The organism is Dehalococcoidia bacterium, from assembly GCA_003597995.1.
GTDB lineage: Bacteria > Chloroflexota > Dehalococcoidia > Dehalococcoidales > UBA1222 > SURF-27.
Window position 1 is genome coordinate 20,293 of record QZJY01000016.1, and the last position, 20,551, is coordinate 40,843.

Genomic DNA, 20,551 nt, shown 5'->3' on the forward strand with positions numbered 1-20,551 from the left:
GTATATATGCCTAGTGCCTGTGCCTGCCCCTGCCGGAGAAGAGTTTCCAGCGCCGTCCCGCCAGTTCGTGGCGGCAACTGGTGCCCAGTATCTCCGGTATGACATCGCATACAGCAGCGCCCTGGTAAAGAATGCGGTAGATTTTCTCAGTGATAGGCATTTCCAGATTGAGCAATTTGGCCTGGTCCCATACGGCGGCGGTGGTAGCGACACCCTCGGCCACGCCCGTCATCGATGCCTGTATTTCGTCCAGCGGTCTTCCCCTGGTAAGTTCCATGCCTACCTGGTGGTTACGGCTGAGGTTCGAAGCGCAGGTGGCGATAAGGTCCCCCAGCCCGGCCAGCCCGGAAAGCGTCATGGGGCTGGCTCCCAGTGCCACGCTGAAGGCGGCCATCTCAGTCAGTCCTCGCGTGATGAAAGCGGCTTTGGCGTTGTCGCCGTAGCCCAGCCCGTCCACCATGCCCGCCCCCAGGGCGATGACGTTCTTGAGCGCCCCGCCCAGCTCCACGCCTATCATGTCGTGGTTGGTATAGACCGAGAAGTTCGGCCCGCTGAAGAGTTTCTGCGCCTTCTGGGCGACGGCCTCGTTTTTGGCGGCCACCACGGCAGCGGCGGGCAGGTCATCCAGGACCTCGCGGAACAGGTTAGGCCCCGATATAACGCAGATATTCTTGTGATAAACGGGGTCTATTTCGTCGGCGATGACTTGGGACATGCGCTTGTTGGAACCGATTTCGAGGCCTTTGGCGGCGCTGACGATGAGCTTATAGGTCTTCAGATATGGTTTGATGATGCGCATGTTCTGGCGCATGGTCTGGGACGGCACAGCCATGATGACAACGCTTGCGAGGGACATCGCCTCTTTAACCGAAGAGGTGACGCTGAGAGAGGGGGGGAACGCGGTGTTGCCCATTACATGACGGTCGGGGCCCTTGCTGCGCAGCTTTTCGGCCTCTTCCTCGGTGCGCGCCCACAGCTTGACGTCGGTTCCCCGGCGGGCTAGCAGTATGGCCAGAGTCATGCCCCAGCTGGTAGTGCCGATAACGCAGATTTTGGCCATGCTCTTGTTAATCTCTCAATAAAAGAGCCGGAACGCCTCAGGCCGCCATGCCGGAACGCGAGGCGGCCTTCTGGTTCAGCTTGCGTTCCTTGCCGGAGAGCAGGCGCTTGATGTTGTCGCGGTGGGCGATCAATATAATGAGCGCGCCGATGAGGACGTAATAGAGGTATTCGATGGGTACTCCGTAAATCACGGTGAGAGGTATCATGATAGCGTAGGCGCTGACCACGCCGGTGATGCTGCCGAGTGAGGCGAACCCGGAGAGTCCGGCGCTTATGATGAGTATTTCTCCGCCGAAGAGGGCGGCTACCGGGCTGATGACGGCCAGACCGCCGATGAAAGTGGCCACGCCGCGCCCGCCCTTGAATTTGGCGAACACCGGGAAGATGTGACCCATGATAGCGCATAAACCGGCCAATGACTGGGCAGCCAGTCTTCCCAGGTTGAGATTACCCATACTCAGATTGCCGTCGCCTACGATAGCACCGGCGAGCAGCACGGCCACGGCAGCCTTGAGCACGTCGCCTGCGGCCACCATGACGAAGGCCTTGCGCCCCAGCGTGCGCAGCACGTTAGTGCCGCCGGTGCGGCCGCTGCCGTAGTTGCGGATATCGACCTTGGCCTGCATCTTGCTTACGATAAGCCCGAAGGGAATCGAACCCAGAAGATAGCCGATGAGGGCTACCAGAATGAACCTGGCGACTATCATTTCTTCTCACCTCTGGTCTTAAAAATGAGGCGCAGCGGTGTACCTTCGAAACCGAAATTACGACGGAGTTGGTTTTCCAGATAGCGCTGATACGAGAAGTGCATCAGCGCGGCGTCATTAACGAAGAAAACGAAGGTCGGGGGGTTGACTTCCGCCTGAGTGGCGTAGAAAAATTTTAGAAGATGCATGCCTTTATGAGGGGGGGTATGCGCTGCCAGCACCTGCTGTACCGTGCTGTTGAGTTCGGCTGTGCCGATGCGCTTGAGCCTTTGGTTGTAGACCTCTATTGCCTGAGGCATAATGTCGGATATACCTGTACCGTCCATGGCTGATGTGTAGAGGATGGAGGCATACCGCATGAACTTCAGATTGGCCCGCAGGCAGCGGGTGACTTCATTCTTGTCCAAAGTCTTAGCCAGGTCCCATTTGTTCACTACAATAATAACGCCCTTAAAGGCCTGCTGAATATATCCGGCGACGTGTAAGTCCTGTGCCGTAACCAGTTCGCCGGCATCGAGTACCAGGAGAGCTATATCTGCGCGGTCAATGGCTTCAAGCGAGCGGATGACGCTGTATTTGTCCACCCCGCCGCCCTGACGACCCCGCCTTTTGATGCCAGCCGTATCTATAAGTATAACGCTTTGACCGCCAAAGTCAATAGCGGTATCGATGGCGTCGCGCGTTGTTCCCGGGATGGCGCTCACGATGACGCGCTCCTCACCCAGCAGGCGGTTGAGTATCATGGACTTGCCCACGTTGGGCCGCCCCACGATGGCAATTTTGAGTCCCTCAGCGGGTTTGACGGCGGTAGCGGCGGGAGAGGCCGGCAGGCGCGCCAGCAGGGCGTCCAGCAGGTCGTTGATGCCCCTGCCGTGATAGGCGCTGATGGCTATAGGCTCGCCCAGACCCAGGCGCGAAAACTCGGGCGCGGCCATGTCCAGCTTATCGTTATCGGCCTTATTAACCACCAGCATCACGCGCTCCTTGACCGGGCGCAGCAGGGTTGCCAGGTCCTGGTCGCTGGGCATCAGGCCGTCCTTGGCGTCCACTAGGAAGAGTATCTGGTCGGCTTCTACGATGGCGATGTCCACCTGGCGGTTGATTTCCGAGGTGAAAGAGGAACTCCCCTTGGCCTCCACTCCGCCCGTGTCGATGACGGTGAACTCTTTATCCAGCCAGCTCACGTCGGCTGTGAGGCGGTCGCGCGTGGTCCCGGGCAGGTCCTCCACGATAGCGATGCGCCGGCCGGCCAGGCGGTTGAGCAGCGTGGACTTGCCCACGTTCTGCCGCCCGACGATGGCCACCAGCGGCCGCGTGTGGGGAAGACGAGTTTCACTCTTGGGAGCGTTTTGATTATTTGCATCCATGATTTTTAATTCTCATTTTGATTTTAATAACAAGTCCCCAAAATTTCCTTGTCATTGTCGGGCTTGACCCGACAATCCAGCAGTCTCAGTGTTTATCTGGATTCCCGCTTTCGCGGGAATGACAATATTATCTTGTTGCTGTGTGAATGACAGTTTAAGCTTGAGAGCGACACAATCTAGCGGCAGCTCTGCAGGATGCCAGTTCCGCCAAGAAGCTGCGCCAGCACTGCTTTTTGCGCGTGCAGGCGGTTCACGGCCTGGTCGAATACCACCGAGGCGCGGCTCTCGATAACCTCGTCCGAGACTTCCTGCCCTCGATGCGCCGGCAGGCAGTGCATGAAGATGGCTTCAGGGTCGGCCAGCGACATCAGCGCGCTGTCCACCTGGAAGCCCGTAAAGGCCTTGATGCGCGCAGTGTTTTCCGCTTCCTGCCCCATGCTGGTCCATGTGTCGGTATAGACCACGTCGGCACCCCTCACCGCGAGGCGCGGGTCATGCCCGGTTTCGATTTCGGAGCCGCTGTTTTCCGCCGATATTTGAGCCCGCTCCATGATGTTGCTGTTGAGCTCGTAACCTTCGGGCGTGGCGATGTTAAAGTTCATGCCCGCCAGAGCGCAGGCCAGGGCTAAACTGGCGGCCACGTTGTTGCCGTCGCCGATGAAAGTCAGAGTCAGCCCCTTGAGGTCTCCCTTGTTTTCAAAAATGGTGAGCAGGTCGGCCAGCGCCTGGCAGGGGTGCTCCCGGTCGGAAAGGGCGTTGATGATGGGGATGTCGGCGTATCTGCCGAGAACCTCAAGCGTTTCATGGCTGAAAACGCGGGCGGCCAAGACGTCCACGTATGTTGCCAGCACGCGCGCCACGTCCGGCACCGATTCGCGCTTGCCCAGACCCACTTCGGCAGGCGAAAGGTATATCACCTGGCCGCCGAGCTGGCGCATGGCCATTTCGAAGCTGACACGGGTGCGCAGCGATGGCTTTTCAAAGAGCAGCGCCAGCGTCTTATTGCTGAGCGCGGTCGTCCAGCCCATGGATTTCAGCTCAACGGCATCGGCCAGAAGCAGCTTCAGGTCGGTGCTGGAGAGGTCGGATATGGAAAGAAAATCCTTCGTCTGCATAAGTCACCCCGTCAGTGTAAGTGCCTAAGTATAGCATACAAAAGGGGGTGGGGGATGGGCGATAAGCCTATGAGAGCTACGCCTTGCGCTTCTGCACCAGCTTGTAAATATCCTGTTGGGGTAAATATTCCATAATAATGCCTCAAGAACTTTGTATAATACGTTAAATCACAACCCCGCCTTACGCTTCTAGGAGAGTTGCGAAAGCCGTTGGTTTACTTGACTCAGGGACTATAATAAGCAATGGAGGTATAACAATTATGCATTCAGAGAAAACTATTGATGGAGTCTGGACAGAATTAAAACAATTGGAAGGCACGGATGTCGAAACCCTTTGTCAAAATTCTAAAAACCATATTTTCAAGTTCAATGATAAAGAAATGATTCGGTATGCAGATCCGCCCCGGGGAAGAGGGGCTGCCACGGCAGTTCCCCGAAGAACATTTAAAATAATTTGGGAGAACCTGGTAAAATGTGGCGAATTTGAACCCAGCATTACCCCTGCGTATAGGATTGCTTGTGCTTGTATCGCAAGGTTACCAGAGGTCGAATACTCTTGCAAAGAAAATCGTGTACATCTGTATATATTGCCACAAAGAACTCATGAGTTCGGAACGGTCAGAGAGCATTAGGATTTGTTGAGTACACAAGTGTCAATAAATTAGGAGCCAGATGTGAAAATTCTAATCAAGTTACTTCTCAATGTAGTCCTTGTGACACTCCAAGTTACTGTCCTTACCGCATGCTCTAAAACTGAAAATCAATCTGGACAAACACCATATACCCTCACAGTCACCGCTACCGTTACACCGACGACCATGTCGTCAACACCCATTCCCACACAACAAAACGACCCATACCTACAAGAACTAAGCAAAGTAGCAGGAATAAGCTCTGCCCAGATACCCCCAGGCTCTTATGTGTCTGACGCCTATCTGGGAACTAGAACTCTAACAATCAAGGGCAAAGTACTCACCATGTATTGTCAAGCTAAAACTGGAAATATAGAAGACTTTCCCCTTTTGGGCACCCATACCTATGAGTATGTTCTTTGCGGACAGTGGAACACCCAACCATCGCTGGATAACTGCTTTGAAATCTCCTTAAAGGATGTAGTCAGTGGGAGTTATTATATGGTCCCTTTTAAGAATAAAGGTAATTATGGGATTATCGTGCTTGGCGGAGATTCCTATAGGATACAGTAAAGAAAATAACGGGTAACGTCGATTGGCTGAAACTTGGCATGCGTTTCATTGAAATAAATAACTATTATTGCAATTTGAAGAGGGGGCAATCGGCCTCCGCCTGTTTACCGCCTGATACCAACTTCGCAGGCGGTTGTTTACACGAATAAACTCGTTACTTTCTATGAAGAGGGTTAATGAATCATGAGCCCGTTCTCTCGCGGGCATTCCGTGGCACCTACGCAATCCTCTCTCTGCTATAATTATCTCATGCCTGAATCTCAAAAACCCCGCCTCTTGCTCATCGACGGCAACAACCTGGTGCACCGCGCCTTCCACGCGCTTCCGCCCCTCACCGTCCGCCGCACCGGCGAGCTGGTGAACGCCGTTTACGGCTTTTCCTCCATGCTGCTCAAGGTGCTGGCCGACCAGAAGCCGACGCACTACGCCGTCGCCTTCGATAAAAAAGGGCCGACCTTCCGCCACGACATGTTCGAGGACTACAAGGCCAACCGCCCCTCCACCCCTGACGAGTTGGTGGGACAGCTTAGCCGCACGCGCGAACTGGTAAAGGATTTCAACATTCCCGTCTATGAAATGGACGGATTCGAGGCCGACGACATGCTGGGGGCCCTCTCGCACCAGGCGGCGCAGCAGGGAATAGAGACCGTCATCCTCACCGGAGACGCCGATGCCATGCAGCTCGTGGGGCCGCATGTCAGGGTGCTCTATCCGAAGACGATGGGCGAGGCGGTCTTAATGGATGCGGAGAAGGTCAAGGAAAAGTACCTCGTGCCGCCGGAGATGATAGCCGACCTCAAGGCCCTGAAGGGCGACCCATCTGACAACATCCCCGGTGTCAAGGGCATCGGCGAAAAGACGGCCGCCAAGCTCATTCAGCAGTTCGGCGGTGTGGAAGATATTTACAATCACATCGACGAGGTGACGCCGCCGCGCATACAGGACCTGCTGAGGCAGAATGAGGCTGTCGCGCGCCAGAGCAAGGCGCTGGCGACTATAGACGTAAAAGCGCCCGTGACGCTTGACCTGGAGGGCTGTCGCGTCAAAAACTTCGACCGCGAGAAAGTAGTGGCACTTTTCCGCGACCTGGAATTCTTCAAGCTGATAGACCGCCTGCCTTTAGCTCAGTCCGCTACCTCTGGAGTGCAGGGAACGCTGATGGGGGAAGCGCCGGCCGCCCCGACGCCCCGCGCCGAAGAGAAGAAGGAGTACCGGACTGTCATCACTCGCGGGGAACTCGAAGCGCTGGCGGGTCGATTGAACGAAACGAAAAACTTCGCCTTTGATGTGGTGGCGAGAGCGGGCAACCCGATGAATGCGCAACTCGTGGGTATCGCTATTTCTCCCTCATTCGGCGAGGCTTATTATATTCCACTGACGCACGCCGGACTGGAGGCAGGGCCTCAGCTTGCGCCGGACGAGGTCAAGCGCGCGCTTTCACCAGTTTTCGAGAACCTCAAAATCGAAAAATCGGCGCACAACGCCAATTTTGCCACCAGCCTGCTTTATGAGTACGGGATAGACTCGCGCAGAGTCTCATTCGACACCATGTTAGCGGCACATCTCCTGGGCGAACAGTCCCTCGAACTCAAGAGCCTGGCTCTGGGAAGGCTGGGTGTCGAGTTACCGGTTCTACCCACAGGTTCGGGAGCAAAACAAATTCCTGTATCTCACCTCTCCGTTCAGGCTGTATCTGATTACGCCTGCGCCTGCGCCGATGCCATAAGTCGCCTCTCTGTAACGCTCACAGCAGAACTTGAGAAACAGGGTCTTTTCTCGCTTTTCGAGGACCTGGAGATGCCGCTCGTGCCCGTCCTGGTGCGCATGCAGAGAAACGGCGTCATGCTGGACAGCAAGCTCCTCGAGGATATGTCGTCTCGCCTGGGGGACAGGCTTACCGCGCTGGAGAGCGAGATATACAAATGCGTCGGGCACCAGTTCAACATCAACTCGCCCAAGCAGCTCGGGCCGGTACTCTTCGAGGAATTGCATTTGCCCACCGAGCAGAAAAAGAAAGGCTCCTGGTCCACCGAAGCCGCTGTGCTGGAAGCCCTGCGCGGGGCGCACCCGGTGGTAGATTTCATACTCGAGTACCGCCAGCTTAACAAGCTCAAATCGACCTACATAGACGCTTTACCGGGGCTGGTCAATCCACGTAGCGGACGCGTGCATACCAGCTTCAACCAGATGCGCACGGCCACCGGCCGCCTCTCGTCTAGCGACCCCAATTTGCAGAACATACCTGTACGCGGCGAGCTGGGGCGCGAGATACGGCGGGCCTTCATTGCCCCGCCCGGCCACGTCCTCCTCTCCGGCGACTATTCTCAGATAGACCTGCGCGCCCTGGCGCACCTCTCACAGGACGCCCTGCTACTCTCCACATTTGAGCGCGGCGAAGACATTCACACTGCCACCGCAGCCCAGCTCTTCGGCGTGGATTCGAAAGCGGTTACCGCCGACATGCGCCGCCTGGCCAAGACGGTCAATTTCGGCGTTATATACGGCATGAGCGGCTACGGGCTGGAGCAGGCAACCGAGTTTTCCCGTGAGGAGGCCGAGCGCTTCATAGCCGCCTACTTTGATAAATATCCCGGCGTGCGCCGCTATCTCGACGACACCAAGATGGACGCCCGCCGCCAGGGTTACGTGGAGACCGTGCTGGGGCGGCGGCGCTACATACCGGAGATAAACTCCGCCAACCGCATGATACGCGAAGCGGCGGAGCGCATGGCTATCAACATGCCGGTGCAGGGCACCTCGGCGGACATCATCAAAGTGGCCATGCTCAATCTGGAAGAGGAAATGGATTTTAGAAAGCTCGCCAGCAAGCTCATTCTGCAGGTGCACGACGAGCTGATATTCGAGGTGCCCGAGGGCGAGGTCGCCGTAATGCAGGAAATTGTGCCGCGCCTGATGGGCTGCGCCATACAACTCGCCGTGCCGGTGAAGGTGGACGTCAAAATCGGCTGTACCTGGGGCCAGATGGAGTAGCGCTTTTCATGCCCGAACTGCCCGAAGTCGAGACCATCAAGAACGAGCTCGCCCCCCTCGTCACCGGCCGCCGCATTAAATCGGTGGAGTTCCTGTGGGCCAAAACGCTGCTCTCCCCCTCTATGGCCGAGTTCGAGCCGAGGGTCAAGGGCAGGACTATCGCCTCTCTCGACAGGCGCGGCAAATACCTCATCATGCGGCTGGACAGCGGCGACTCGATTCTGGTGCACCTGCGCATGACAGGTTCTTTCCTGGTGAGCCGCGAGAGAACGCCGCCCGATAGCCACACCCGCGCCGTAATCCACCTCGACGACGGCTCGAACATGTTTTTTATAGACCCGCGCAAGTTCGGCAAGTTCCAACTGGTCAAGGACGAGAACGTGGAAGTCCTGAATAAACTGGGGCCTGAGCCGCTGTCCACCGCATTTACTTCTGAATCTCTCGCGGCACGGCTGGCGGGACACAAGATTCCAGTCAAGGCGGTGCTGGTGGACCAGGAGGTCGTCGCTGGCATCGGCAACATGTACGCTGACGAAGCTCTTTATGAAGCGCGCATTCACCCTTTGCGGACGGCGGACAGTTTATCGGGTGAAGACATAAAGCGCCTGCATCGTGCCATCAGGCACGTATTAAAGAAGGCCATTGACAACAAAGGGGCCAGCATCGCCAACTACTTCCGCCCGGACGGCGAACAAGGCACGGCCCATGAAGGATTTAAAGTGGCCCACCGCAGGGGAGAGGAATGTCCCGTCTGCGGCGGGCCGGTTGAGCGTATTGTGGTGCGCCAGCGCGGCACCTATTTCTGTCCCGGTTGCCAGACCTAGGGCTCGAAGCGGAACGGCGGGTATTCGTCACGCATCAGCGCGGCATAGGCATAAACGCGATAGACCCAGCGGTTCATGCCGACGATGAACTTGAACAGGTCTTCGGGATATTTACCGGTGAACAGCACGATGAATCCGCAGACAATTGACAGGATGAAGGTCAACCCCACCGTGTTCCTCCCGCCCTGGAAGATGGCAACGATAATATAATGCGGGATGGCCAGCAGCCACCACTTGACCAGCACCAGCCCTTGCGATAATTTTTCAGGATATTCCACGTCCAGGTCGGCCGGATAGCCCCCCTTATCCAGGCTGAAAGGCGGATATTTATCGGTTCCGAGGGCCTGATAGCTGTAAAAACCCACACGCCAGCTCCAGCGCATGACACCCACGTTGAAATCGAATACGCCGCGCGGATATTTACCCGTAAAAAGGATGGCGAAAAAGGCGTAAACGGTGGCGAAGAAAGCGGCGATGCTCAGGAAGGCCAGGATAATATAATGCGGGATGGCCAGCAGCCATTTGAAGAGCCATTGCCATTGTCCTGGAGGATCCGAGAGTTCACCTGTGACGGTTATCGGATAGGGTTTTACGTCTGCCATTCGAACCTCCTGTTTAAACTTTTACTCTAGCATAAATTACTCCCCGCTGTTTTTGATGTCAATGGCCGCTAGACGGGGGAAAAGCAGTACTTGAGTATAGACAGTTCAGGTGCTGCGGATTTCTTTCCGGGAAAGGATTATATAAGATGGTGGGCGCACCAGCGCCCACCATCTTATTCTTTTTTGCAAAACAGATTTATGGTCTTAATATAGGGTGCAGTTGTCCGTTATAGTTTAAGTCCCTTTGCTACAGCCTGGCCTAACGCCTTGTCGGCCTTGGTCAGGTTGTCAATCATGCGTTTCTGTATTGGTTTATTAATGTTCATCAAGTCAGCGATGAGATTGTCTACCATGTGCTCCTGGTCCATTTTGTTCAGAGAGCGGTATCTTTCTCCCGCCTGTGCGAAATCATTGGTTAAACTTATCTTCTGGCGAACTGCTGCTCCTTCGACTTGATATACGCGCGGTGTACCCTCTTCACGGGACTCCCGGGGCATGCCGCCGGCCAGGCTATTGGGTTCGTAGGCGACGGGGCCGCTGAACTGGCCGGTCTGCATCGCGCCGTCCCTCTGATTATTGTTAACCGGCACTACAGGGCGGTTCACGCCAAGCTGGAGGTAGTTCGCTCCGAGCCGATGGCGCTGAGTATCGGCATACGAGAATGTCCGGCCTTGCAAAAGTTTGTCCGCGGAAAAGTCAATTCCGGGAACGATGCTGGCGGGGCAGAAAGCCGCCTGTTCCACTTCGACGAAAAAATTATCCGGATTACGGTTTAACACCATTTTGCCGACCGGCATCAGCGGGAATTTGTTTTCAGGCCAGGTCTTGGTAGGGTCCAGAGGGTCAAAATCCTGTTTTAACTCGTCGGCTATATCCATCAGCTGTACATTAAGCTCGTACTCGACCTCTTCCCCCCTGGCGATGGCGTCGTGAAGGTCGCGCACAAGGTAATCGGGGTCGGTACCAGCCATGCGGGTGGCTTCGTGGCGGTCCAGGTTTTGCACGCCCAGACTGGGTTTCCAGTGGTATTTCACGTACACTGCTTTCCCGGCGGCATTCACCCATACATAGGTATTGACGCCAAAGCCTTCTTGCATGCGGTAACTTTTCGGCGTACCGCGGTCGGAAAAAAGCCAGGTTATCATATGGGTTGATTCCGGGGTCAGAGATATGAAGTCCCAGAAACTGTTATGGGCGGAAGAAGCGGACGGCATGTTGGTATCCGGTTCCCCCTTGAAGGCGTGAACCATATCCGGAAACTTGATGGCGTCCCGAATGAAAAATACCGGGAGGTTATTCCCGACCAGATCGTAGTTGCCGTCCTCGGTATAGAATTTCACGGCAAAGCCGCGGGGGTCCCGGACGGTATCCGCCGAGCCCCGGCCTCCGGTGACGGTGGAGAAGCGCACGAACACCGGTGTCTTTTTCACGGGATCCTGAAGAAATTTCGCCTTAGTGTAAGGACCCATGCCCTTGTATACCTGGAAGTAGCCGTGTGCCCCTGCCCCTTTGGCATGGACAACCCTCTCGGGGATACGTTCACGGTCGAAGTGAGCCATCTTCTCGATGAACTGGACATCCTGCAGCAGCACCGGCCCGCGTTGTCCGGCGGTTAAAGAGTTTTGATTGTCGGTAACCGGTACGCCTTGATTTGTTGTAAGATTTTTGTTTTCCATCTTATGTGTCCCTCCTCAATTTGCGCATCGGGAAAATAAGGACTCAAAGAAGTATACTGATAAAACCATTACAAAATCATAAAACAGGGCTGGAAAATGTTAAAAAGTTAAAACAAATCTGGCATGATAAGATAACCGTAGAGGGACTTGATTGTCATTAAAATAAAACCAGGTTGATGTCAAGTGGCCAGGTCGACGGATATACTTAACCGGCCGGAATCTGGGGACTATTCAGTTAAACTGGCTTTGAAACGCCGTCCATGCTATAATTAGCTTTCAGTTGAACTAGATGGAGAGTAAACGTGCCTAAAGCCGCAGCCAAGAAAATCGAAAAGCCCAATACCGATGCCGCCTCTTTTGTGGAGAATGCCGGTAAAAAAGGCACCGCCGTCAACGGCAGGCGCATCAATTTCGGCTTCACCCGCCGCAAGCGCAAGGCTCACTAAAAGCCGGATATTGCCGGTCCGAGACCGGACGAAGCAGTGAGAATATCTTTTACCTTCCCTCTCCATCGAGGGGGAGGGTAAATTATTTTTCGAACGGGTGCCCTTCCTTCTCGAAATTCGGCAAATAATTCTGCGGGGCGTCCATGCCCTGCACCCAGCCGTTTTCCAGCCCCGCCTCCTCCAGCGCCCGCATCACTTCGTCATATTCCGCCTGCGAGATGTGGCGATTTATCTCTGGGAAGCGTGAGGCGTGATGGGTGGGATGATACTGGCTCATCATGCTGATGGTGACCTCCGGCGACACTTCCTGCGCCAGCCACTTTAGCGATTCTCTGCTGCCCGCGATATTTTCCGGCAGTATAAGGTGCCGCACTATTACTCCGCGCTGGGCTATCTCCTTCCCGTCCAGCATCAGCTCCCCTGTCTGCCTGAACATTTCTTTGATAGCCTGGCGCGAGATAGCGGTATAGTCCGGCGCGCTGGAGTACCTGACGGCTTTTTTATCGTCCGAGTACTTGATGTCCGGCAGGTAAATGTCCACGATGCCGTCCAGTTCCTTCAGCGTTTCGAGGCTGTCGTAGGCGTTGGTGTTATATACCAGAGGTATCTTCAGCCCCTTTGGAACAGCGATAGCCAGCGCTGACACTATCTGCGGCACGAAGTGCGAGGGCGACACCAGGTTGATATTATGGCAGCCCTGCGCCTGAAGCTCCAGCATGTAGCCCGCCAGCGTCTCGATGCTCACCTCGTTAGCTTTTTGCTTTTGCCAGTCCTGGCTTATCTGATGGTTCTGGCAGAAAACGCAGCGCAGGTTGCAGTTGCCGAAAAAGATGGTTCCCGAGCCGCGCGTGCCCGATATGGCCGGTTCTTCTCCCCGGTGGGCGCAGTAAGAGGCTACGATGGGGAGAGCTCCCGAATGGCAGAAATCCCGCTCTCCCTCGAGCCTGTTGACGCCGCATTTGCGCGGGCAGATGTCGCAGGAAGCCAGGCGGGCGGTCAGGCGGGCGGCGCGTTTGGAGAGTTCGCCGGCGCTAAAAAGAGAAATGTAGGAAGGAATAATATTGTTGAGCTTATCAGCGTGAATTAAAATCTTTTCGGAATTCATCTAACCAGCCCCACCACATGAACGGTGAGCCATCCTTAATTCGTTTGCTAATTTTATCAAGAGGTACTAAACAAAATTGATCAACCTCAAATTGTTCATCTAATTTTATAGCTACAAGGCAATCCCAGTCTTTATTAATGATACCTTTTACCGGGCTACCTCTTCCACTTTCATTCCATCTGGACATAGTCTTGACTGATAATTTTTGTCCATCGCCAAGCACAATATCGTATGGTGACACTCTGCTTGGCGCCAATTCTGGCTTGGCACTCAAGAAGTAGCGCATAGTCCAATATTCACCGATATCCCCCACATGATTATCGTTTCCTATAAACCATTTACCCTTATATTTAGAAAACACTTTGCGTGCTTCGGCGAAATGCTTAAATCCCTGTCGAATTTCTTCATGTTCTGCATTCATATTCATCTCTTCCCACTCCTCAGCTTCAACTCGACGCCCGATTTCGCCGCCACTCCGTTGAACGCCTCCCTGACCACTTTGGCCTTGTCTTTGGGTGTCATCCCCGCCGTTATCTTTTTCTCCGCCTGCGTCAACGCGGGTTTGAGCTTATCCAGCGGCAGAAGCTGCACGCTCAGGCAGTAGAAGGTCTTGCTGCGTCCGTCGTTATAATCCGCAAGGAGTGTTTTGAGGAAGGCGATTTTTTCATTTTCGCGCGCAGACCACTTCTCGATGCTGTTCTTGCGCACAAACTCGAAATTGGCGGCTATCGGGATGTAAGAAATCGTAGAATCGGCGTGCTTGGCCTGCTCCAGGTGTTTCATCACGCGGGGGCAGAACTCGAACTCGTTGCACTGGCCGCAGGTGTCCAGTCCCCTCTGCTTGACGCAGCAGGTGATGAAGGGGCAGCCAGGGTGGGCATCCCAGAAACCCTCGCCGCAGCAGCCGGGGCAGCCGGATTTGGTATCCCGGTGGTGGCTGGGACACAGCCCGCAGTCCAGCCCGCAAGCGCCGATTGCCGGGTATTTTTTCAAAGGATGGTTGTTAGATTGAGCTTTCATTCGTTATCCATAGCACCAAATTCTAAGCACTAAGCACTAAGCACTAAGCACCAAATCCTAAACAAATACAAAGGACAAAACCCTAAATTCAAATCGTGATTTTGATATTGTTATTTTGAATTTATTTAGTATTTAGATATTAGAATTTAGAATTTTTAGTTTGTCTATAGCCTTCTCAATCCGTTTGAGGCATACTTTCTGCCCCAGCACCTCCATCGTCTGAAAGAGGGGGGGCGTGGCGGTGAGTCCGGTGACGGCGGTGCGCAGCGCCCCGAAAAGCTGCCCGGCTTTCACACCTATCTCGTCGGCCAGGGGGCGCAGTATGCTTTCGAGCGTGCCGGCGTCGAAAGCTGCCAGCTCATCGAGCTTGACCCGCGCCACTTCGAGCATCCCCAGCGTCGCTTTCTTATCCAGCTTTTTATCTATGAGCAGCTCCGCCGGATAATCTATTTCATCCACGAAAAAGAACCAGGTAAGCTCTTTTGCGGCCACTTCACCGAGGGTTTTGGCGCGCTCCTGCACGAGTGGCAGCACCCGTTTGACATAATCAAAGTCCAGCGGTCTCTTTACCTCCGGCGGTAGTTCTCTCTCCAGGAAGGGCAGCGCGCGGCAGGCGAACTCTTCCGCGCTCAGTTTGCGCATATAAACGCCGTCCATCCAGTCCAGCTTCTCCTTGTTGAAGATGGCGGACGTCTGGCTGATGCGCTCGATGGAGAAATTCTTAATCAGCTCGTCTTTTGAGAAAAGCTCCGTCTTGTCGTCCAGCGCCCAGCCCAGCAACGCCAGGAAATTGGCCATAGCCTCCGGCAGATAGCCCTGCTCCTTGTATTCCAGGATGGAAACTGCGCCGTGCCTTTTGGAGAGCTTGCTTCTATCGCTTCCCAGGATGATGGGTAAATGGGCGAAGAGGGGAGGGGTGAAGCCGAAGGCGTTGTACAGCATGAGATGGCGCGGCGTGCTGGAGAGCCATTCCTCGGCGCGCAGGACATGGCTTATTTCCATCATGTGGTCGTCGATGACGTTGGCCAGGTGGTAGGTCGGATAGCCGTCGCTCTTGAGCAGCACGAAGTCATCCAGCGTGGCGTTTTCGAAAGTGACTTCGCTGCGGATGAGGTCGTGGAAAGTAGTTCTGGCCTCAAGCGGCGTTTTGAAACGTATGACGGCGCCCTGGGCGGCCTCCAGCCCCATGTCGCGACAGCAGCGGTCATAGCCGGGCGGCTGCTTTCTGGCCGTCTGCTCGGCGCGCATCTTCTCCAGCCGTTCGGAAGAACAATGGCAGTAGTAAGCGTAGCCGTGCTCCACCAGCCCCTCGGCCAGTCTCTGGTAAGTCTCCAGCCGCTGCGATTGGAAATACGGGCCGAACTTGCCGCTGACTTCCGGACCCTCGTCCCAGTCTATGCCTAACCACCTGAGCCCCTCCAGGATGCCCTCCAGCGCTCCCGGCACGGTGCGTGCCACATCCGTATCTTCGATGCGCACAATGAACGAACCGCCCATATGGCGCGCGAAGAGCCAGTTGAAAAAGGCGGTGCGTATATTGCCCACATGGGGCAGACCGGTGGGGCTGGGGGCGTAGCGGACGCGGACAGGTGCGGTCATTTGTATCGCTCCTTGAAGTGCTGTTTTAGCTTGCGCTCGGTCTGGGGCTGGCCAGGGCCGTCTGGGTGCGGGTGGGTTCCGGCAGCTTGACCACCACCGTGTCGGCAATCTTGTCGTGGATGCCCTGCTTGCGCGCATCTAATGCAATCCACAGGAAGCCGATCCCCAGCATCAGGCCGCAGACGATGTATCCCAGGTAGCGTAGTAGCGCGTACCCTATGGTAATATTGCTGCCGTCGCCGCGCAAAACCTTTATGTTCATTACCATCTTGCCCAGAGTCTGGCCGCGCCATACCCAAAAACCGACGGTGTAAGCCACCGTGATAGCCGTGGAGGCCAGGTTCGAAATTGCCGCGAGGAATATAAAGAACCAGGCATTCTGGAGATTCCAGAAACTCTGGAATGGGAAAAGGACGCGCACCACAAGGCTGAGAATGAGTGCGTCTATGAAAAAGGCGGCGAAGCGGCGCCAGAAACCGGCGTATTCCAGCGCGTGCGCGCCCGTTGTTTGCTCCATGCTCAATCTCCTCGAACGAACGCCATATTATACAACATACAGGGAAGGAGATGGGGATGTGCTTTGAGTTAACTCAAGCTGAGAGAGCTATTCCATCTCCAAGCTGAAGTCGAGTGCCTTCACCGAGTGCGTCAGCGCCCCGATGGAGATGATATCCACGCCGGTTTCGGCCACCTCGCGCACGTTCTCCAGCGTGATACCGCCGGATGCCTCGAAACGCACTCTGCCTTTAAGCCGCTCCACAGTGTTTTTCATGTCGGCCACGCTCATGTTGTCCAGCAGAAGCATGTCGGCACCCGCTGCGGCAGCCTCGATGGCCTCGGCCATATTGTTGACCTCGACCTCGATTTTCAGGCCGGACCTGTTGCGCTCTTTAGCCCGGTTGACTATCTGACCCAGGCTCAACCCCGAGCGGCGGAGCGCGGCGATGTGGTTGTCCTTGATGAGTATGCCGTCGGCCAGGTTCAGGCGGTGGTTCCGGCCGCCCCCACACGATACGGCGTGCTTTTCCAGCAGGCGCTGGCCGGCGGAGGTCTTGCGCGTGTCCACTATGCTTACCGGCAATCCAGCGACCCTCTCGACGTAGCGCGACGCGGTGGTGGCTATGCCGCTGAGGTGGCACACGAAATTCATGGCGGTGCGTTCGGCGGCGAGAATACTGCGGGCGCGCCCGCGCACTACAGCCGCTATGTCGCCGTGGACAAGTCTGCTGCTGTCGTGCTTGAGAATCTCGACTCTGAGTTTTTTATCCACGCGCTCAAAGACTGCCTTGAATACCTCGACACCGGCCAGAATTCCCTCGGCTTTGGCTAGCAGCGTAGCTGTGGCATCGAGGTCTTCGGGAATGACCAGCTTGCTGGTAACGTCGTCCGCGACACGGTCTTCTGCCAGCGCCAGGGCGATTATCTGCCTGACTTCCTTTTGAGCCATCAGGGATTTTGTTGTATCGTCCATATCACTCGCTCGAAATAACAATATGCTTGTGCCAGGCGGCATCCGGCTTGGGATAGTCCAACCTGAAGTGCGCGCCACGGCTTTCCAGGCGCATGAGGGCGGCTTCTGTCATCAGACGTCCGGTAATAATAAGGTTGAGAAGTTCCCATGAAGGCCGGTCGCCCGGCTGTGGCAGACATCTCTGCCAGTGTGCCAGAACACCTGCCGCTCTGACGAGTCCCTTGCCGTTCCGCACGATGCCGGCGTTTTCCCATAACAGCTGTTGCAGGGCGGCGCGTCCGGGTGAAGGAACGCCGGATGCGGTGGCTTCTTGCTTCATGACAGCGCGCATGTCTCCGTTCCAGTCATCCGCTCTCTCTTGCGAGCCTCCCTCGAGGCTGCGCTCGATGATACGCTTGCCGAACACCAGCACCTCCAGCAGCGAGTTGGAAGCCAGGCGGTTGGCCCCGTGGACGCCGGTGCAGGCCACCTCTCCCGCGGCGAAAAGGCCGGGCAGGCTGGACTCGCCCCAAGTGTTGACGCGGATGCCGCCGATCATATAATGGGCAGCAGGCGCCACCGGTATCATGTCGCGCGCCATATCCAACCCGTGTTCCAGGCAGTAGTGATATATCTGCGGAAAGCGCGCCGCGGTGATGCTGGCCGGCTGGTGAGTGACGTCGATATAGACGTGGTCGGCCCCTGTCTTGCCCATTTCGCTCACGATGCTGCGCGCCACCACGTCGCGCGGTGCGAGCTCGGCCTGCGGCGTGTAGGTTTTCATGAAAGCCTCTCCTGCGGCGTTGCGCAATATGCCTCCCTCGCCGCGCACGGCTTCGGAGATGAGGAAAGGTTCCACGCCCGGCAGGTGCAAGGCGGTGGGGTGAAACTGGAAAAACTCCATGTCCACGATGTCCGCCCCGGCCCTGTAAGCCAGCGCGATGCCGTCGCCGGTGGCCACTTCCGGGTTGGTGGTGAACTTGAAGAGCTGCCCCGCCCCTCCGGTGGCCAGTATAAGGTGGCGGCAGCCGAACTGCTGGGACCCGCAGGTGCGGGTGTCGAAGGTCTCGAGGCCGCAGACAATTCCGTTTTCCTTGAGGATATGCGTGGCCAGGCAGTGCTCCAGCACGGGGATCTGCGCCAGTCTTATCTGGCGGCTGAGGGTGGTCTCTATCTGGGCGCCGGTGGCGTCGCCTCCGGCATGCAGGATGCGCGGCCTGCTGTGGGCCGCTTCACGGGTAAGAGCTATTTCCCCGTTGAAAGTATCGAAGGGCACGCCGAATTTGACCAGGTCGGCGATGCGGTCGGGGGCTTCCCCGGTAAGGATGCGCACCGCCTCCTCATTGCACAGGCCGGCGCCGGCTGATATGGTGTCCTTGAAGTGCAGCTCCGGGGAATCCAGCACGCCGATGGCGGCGGCGATACCCCCCTGGGCGTGGCGCGTGTTGCAGTCGTCGATGCTGCCCTTGGTGACCAACAGGACGCTGCCGTGCTCCCTGGCGAGGAGGGCGCAGTAGAGGCCGGCAATGCCGCTGCCGACTATGACATAATCGTAGTTTTTAATAGGGGGTCTCCTGTCCAATACCAAGCACCAAATTCCAAATTCTAAATAAGCCTTAAGCACCAAATCCAAATTTCAAAATGGTTTTGATATTGTTAAAATTGAATTTATTTAGGATTTAGAATTTATCTTAACGTGAAGTTCCTCTCAAGTGCTTGGGGTTATTTGGGTGGTTCGGGTTGTTTTTGAGCTACCGCCGCCCGGGCCATGCGTATGGTAGCGCCTGATTCCACTTTGATGACGATGGTGTCCGCATCGGCGCTGACGACCTCTCCGTATATGCCGGACCAGGTGATGACGCGGTCGCCTGGCTGTGTTTTAGCCGCCAGCTGGGCCTGTTCCTGCTGGCGTTTGCGCTGCGGGCGGATAAGCAGGAAATAGAAACCCACGAACATGAGAGCCAGGAATCCGAACGTAATCCAGGTGCTGTCAGTAGTACCCATTGCGCCTCCTGAAAGCTCAGTTTATCTGAGATATTTCAATCAAAATTGAGCGACGTTTATCTCGGCCTGAGGAATAACAGTTTAGCACTTCACAAGCATCGCTGCCAGAGTATATCTACTTGAGTGTACCCTGCAACGACCACGGGCTGGTTTTCTCCACGGTTATCATAACTTGCTTGCCGATAAGGTCATCACCTCCGGTGAAGAAAACTATCTTGTCGCTACAGGTGCGACCACGCCAGCGGGCTTTGTCCATGGCTTCCACAAGAACCTCTACCGTCTGTCCGAGTATGCGGGCGTTTATCTCCGCCGCGATTTTTTCCTGGAGCTGTTCGATAGCATCCAGCCTCACTTTTTTTATCTCCGCTGGCACGTCGTCAACGTACTGTCGGGCGGCCAGCGTGCCGGGCCTCGGGGAATAGGCGGCCACGTGGACGGCGTCGAGTTTTAGTTCTGCCAGTAGGTTGAACGTGTTCTGGAACTGCGCCTCGCTCTCGCCGGGGAAGCCTACGATGACGTCGGTGGTGATGGCGATGTCCGGCATAGCCTTCCGCAGCCTCCCGACAAGCTCCCGGTACTCTCCGGCGGTGTAACCCCTATGCATGGCCTCCAGTACGGCGTCGTCTCCGGCTTGGACAGGCAGATTTACCTTATGGCATATCTTATCCAACCGCGCCATGGTGTCTATAAGGCGCGGGCTCATGTCCTTGGGGTGGTTGGTGAGAAAACGCATACGCAGCAGGCCGTCTACGCGGTTTAACTCTTCCAGCAACACAGCGAGGTCAGGCTTGCCCGCCAGGTCGTGGCCGTAGGAATCCACGTTTTGCCCCACCAGCGTCACCTCTTTAGTGCCGCGCCGTACTAACTCGCTCACCTCGCAGGCGATTTCGGAAACAGGGCGGCTCACCTCGCGCCCCCGGCGGTAGGGCACGATGCAGTAGGTGCAGAAATTGTTGCAGCCCTGAATGATAGGCACGAAGGCGGTCACGGCAGTGCTCCGGGACAGGGCAGTCGAACAATCCTTTTTTTGCAGCCAGTCCGGGATTTCGCCGGGTTTGAAGAAATAATCCACGTAAGGGAAGCGCTTTTTGAGCTCGTCAGCATCATCGCCCACGAAGCAGCCGGTGAGTGCGACCTGAAGGCCGGGATGCGATTTTTTAAGGTGTCTGAGCCTGTAGAGTTTGTTGAGTACCTTATTCTCAGCGTGCTGGCGCACCACGCAGGAGTTGACCACGATAACATCGGCTTCTTCGGCTGTTGCAGCGGGTGAGTATCCATGCGAGGCAAACCGCGATTCCAGCCGCTCCGATTCGGCGCGGTTCATCTGACAGCCTATGGTCCAGATATAATATGCGGGCATTTCGATTGAATCAGGCGG

The 20,551-nt window shown here is 56.0% G+C and carries 18 protein-coding genes; 3 read left to right on the forward strand and 15 right to left on the reverse strand.

The genetic code is table 11. The features are described 5' to 3' along the window. Positions 1-10 precede the first annotated feature (10 nt). From C4542_02415 to argF, 4 genes are all read right to left on the reverse strand, one after another. Positions 11-1,060, reverse strand: coding sequence for an NAD(P)-dependent glycerol-3-phosphate dehydrogenase (locus C4542_02415; protein ID RJO62703.1), 1,050 nt, complete (start codon positions 1,058-1,060; stop codon positions 11-13). A gap of 37 nt (positions 1,061-1,097) precedes the next feature. Then, the gene (locus tag C4542_02420) at positions 1,098-1,769 is read right to left on the reverse strand and encodes a glycerol-3-phosphate acyltransferase (protein RJO62704.1); all 672 of its coding nucleotides are present in this window, start codon (positions 1,767-1,769) and stop codon (positions 1,098-1,100) included. Then, positions 1,766-3,136: a ribosome biogenesis GTPase Der gene (locus C4542_02425; GenBank protein ID RJO62705.1), complete on the reverse strand. Its 1,371-nt coding sequence runs from the start codon at positions 3,134-3,136 to the stop codon at positions 1,766-1,768. The genes C4542_02420 and C4542_02425 overlap by 4 nt, the downstream gene beginning before the upstream one ends. A 176-nt stretch (positions 3,137-3,312) precedes the next feature. Next, positions 3,313-4,251 carry an ornithine carbamoyltransferase gene (gene argF, locus C4542_02430; GenBank protein ID RJO62706.1) on the reverse strand — a complete coding sequence of 313 codons (939 nt, stop codon included), beginning with the start codon at positions 4,249-4,251 and terminating at the stop codon, positions 3,313-3,315. A gap of 674 nt (positions 4,252-4,925) precedes the next feature. Here argF and C4542_02435 point away from each other — a divergent pair. The 3 genes from C4542_02435 to C4542_02445 all read left to right on the forward strand — a co-directional run bounded on the left by C4542_02435 (position 4,926) and on the right by C4542_02445 (position 9,271). Continuing rightward, positions 4,926-5,456, forward strand: a complete 531-nt coding sequence (locus tag C4542_02435; GenBank protein ID RJO62707.1) for a hypothetical protein — start codon at positions 4,926-4,928, stop codon at positions 5,454-5,456. Between the two features lie 249 nt (positions 5,457-5,705). Next, complete coding sequence (gene polA, locus C4542_02440; GenBank protein RJO62749.1) at positions 5,706-8,447, forward strand: DNA polymerase I; 2,742 nt, start codon at positions 5,706-5,708, stop codon at positions 8,445-8,447. Between the two features lie 8 nt (positions 8,448-8,455). Beyond that, on the forward strand, positions 8,456-9,271 hold the full coding sequence (locus C4542_02445) for a bifunctional DNA-formamidopyrimidine glycosylase/DNA-(apurinic or apyrimidinic site) lyase (protein RJO62708.1): 816 nt from the start codon (positions 8,456-8,458) through the stop codon (positions 9,269-9,271). Here the strand turns inward: C4542_02445 and C4542_02450 are convergent. The 11 genes from C4542_02450 to miaB form a co-directional block, all read right to left on the reverse strand. Next, the gene (locus C4542_02450) at positions 9,268-9,873 is read right to left on the reverse strand and encodes a DUF4389 domain-containing protein (GenBank protein RJO62709.1); all 606 of its coding nucleotides are present in this window, start codon (positions 9,871-9,873) and stop codon (positions 9,268-9,270) included. The genes C4542_02445 and C4542_02450 overlap by 4 nt on opposite strands. A 227-nt stretch (positions 9,874-10,100) precedes the next feature. Next, a complete protein-coding gene (locus C4542_02455; protein RJO62710.1) occupies positions 10,101-11,549 on the reverse strand; it encodes a catalase in 1,449 nt (482 codons plus the stop codon). 528 nt (positions 11,550-12,077) lie between these two features. Then, positions 12,078-13,100: a radical SAM protein gene (locus C4542_02460; GenBank protein RJO62711.1), complete on the reverse strand. Its 1,023-nt coding sequence runs from the start codon at positions 13,098-13,100 to the stop codon at positions 12,078-12,080. Beyond that, positions 13,069-13,527 (reverse strand): hypothetical protein, encoded by a 459-nt coding sequence (locus C4542_02465; protein ID RJO62712.1) that lies wholly within the window; start codon positions 13,525-13,527, stop codon positions 13,069-13,071. The genes C4542_02460 and C4542_02465 overlap by 32 nt, the downstream gene beginning before the upstream one ends. Then, positions 13,524-14,120, reverse strand: a complete 597-nt coding sequence (locus C4542_02470; protein RJO62713.1) for a DUF3795 domain-containing protein — start codon at positions 14,118-14,120, stop codon at positions 13,524-13,526. Before C4542_02470 ends, C4542_02465 begins: the two co-directional genes overlap by 4 nt. 132 nt (positions 14,121-14,252) lie before the next feature. Continuing rightward, positions 14,253-15,719, reverse strand: a complete 1,467-nt coding sequence (locus C4542_02475; protein ID RJO62714.1) for a glutamate--tRNA ligase — start codon at positions 15,717-15,719, stop codon at positions 14,253-14,255. A gap of 25 nt (positions 15,720-15,744) precedes the next feature. Further along, positions 15,745-16,236 carry an RDD family protein gene (locus C4542_02480; protein RJO62715.1) on the reverse strand — a complete coding sequence of 164 codons (492 nt, stop codon included), beginning with the start codon at positions 16,234-16,236 and terminating at the stop codon, positions 15,745-15,747. A gap of 87 nt (positions 16,237-16,323) precedes the next feature. Beyond that, on the reverse strand, positions 16,324-17,166 hold the full coding sequence (nadC, locus tag C4542_02485) for a carboxylating nicotinate-nucleotide diphosphorylase (GenBank protein ID RJO62750.1): 843 nt from the start codon (positions 17,164-17,166) through the stop codon (positions 16,324-16,326). A 25-nt stretch (positions 17,167-17,191) separates the two neighbouring features. Beyond that, positions 17,192-18,733, reverse strand: coding sequence for an L-aspartate oxidase (gene nadB / locus C4542_02490; GenBank protein ID RJO62751.1), 1,542 nt, complete (start codon positions 18,731-18,733; stop codon positions 17,192-17,194). Between the two features lie 158 nt (positions 18,734-18,891). Continuing rightward, positions 18,892-19,173 carry a preprotein translocase subunit YajC gene (gene yajC / locus C4542_02495; protein RJO62716.1) on the reverse strand — a complete coding sequence of 94 codons (282 nt, stop codon included), beginning with the start codon at positions 19,171-19,173 and terminating at the stop codon, positions 18,892-18,894. A gap of 115 nt (positions 19,174-19,288) precedes the next feature. Further along, positions 19,289-20,533: a tRNA (N6-isopentenyl adenosine(37)-C2)-methylthiotransferase MiaB gene (gene miaB / locus C4542_02500; protein ID RJO62717.1), complete on the reverse strand. Its 1,245-nt coding sequence runs from the start codon at positions 20,531-20,533 to the stop codon at positions 19,289-19,291. Between the last annotated feature and the right edge of the window lie 18 nt (positions 20,534-20,551).

Bases quoted from the DNA above. Each gene is read 5' to 3' on its own strand.
- C4542_02415 (RJO62703.1), bottom strand. From the start codon at position 1,060: ATGGCCAAAATCTGCGTTATCGGCACTACCAGCTGGGGCATGACTCTG.
- C4542_02420 (RJO62704.1), bottom strand. From the start codon at position 1,769: ATGATAGTCGCCAGGTTCATTCTGGTAGCCCTCATCGGCTATCTTCTG.
- C4542_02425 (RJO62705.1), bottom strand. From the start codon at position 3,136: ATGGATGCAAATAATCAAAACGCTCCCAAGAGTGAAACTCGTCTTCCC.
- argF (RJO62706.1), bottom strand. From the start codon at position 4,251: ATGCAGACGAAGGATTTTCTTTCCATATCCGACCTCTCCAGCACCGAC.
- polA (RJO62749.1), top strand. From the start codon at position 5,706: ATGCCTGAATCTCAAAAACCCCGCCTCTTGCTCATCGACGGCAACAAC.
- C4542_02445 (RJO62708.1), top strand. From the start codon at position 8,456: ATGCCCGAACTGCCCGAAGTCGAGACCATCAAGAACGAGCTCGCCCCC.
- C4542_02450 (RJO62709.1), bottom strand. From the start codon at position 9,873: ATGGCAGACGTAAAACCCTATCCGATAACCGTCACAGGTGAACTCTCG.
- C4542_02455 (RJO62710.1), bottom strand. From the start codon at position 11,549: ATGGAAAACAAAAATCTTACAACAAATCAAGGCGTACCGGTTACCGAC.
- C4542_02460 (RJO62711.1), bottom strand. From the start codon at position 13,100: ATGAATTCCGAAAAGATTTTAATTCACGCTGATAAGCTCAACAATATT.
- C4542_02465 (RJO62712.1), bottom strand. From the start codon at position 13,527: ATGAATATGAATGCAGAACATGAAGAAATTCGACAGGGATTTAAGCAT.
- C4542_02470 (RJO62713.1), bottom strand. From the start codon at position 14,120: ATGAAAGCTCAATCTAACAACCATCCTTTGAAAAAATACCCGGCAATC.
- C4542_02475 (RJO62714.1), bottom strand. From the start codon at position 15,719: ATGACCGCACCTGTCCGCGTCCGCTACGCCCCCAGCCCCACCGGTCTG.
- C4542_02480 (RJO62715.1), bottom strand. From the start codon at position 16,236: ATGGAGCAAACAACGGGCGCGCACGCGCTGGAATACGCCGGTTTCTGG.
- nadC (RJO62750.1), bottom strand. From the start codon at position 17,166: ATGGCTCAAAAGGAAGTCAGGCAGATAATCGCCCTGGCGCTGGCAGAA.
- yajC (RJO62716.1), bottom strand. From the start codon at position 19,173: ATGGGTACTACTGACAGCACCTGGATTACGTTCGGATTCCTGGCTCTC.
- miaB (RJO62717.1), bottom strand. From the start codon at position 20,533: ATGCCCGCATATTATATCTGGACCATAGGCTGTCAGATGAACCGCGCC.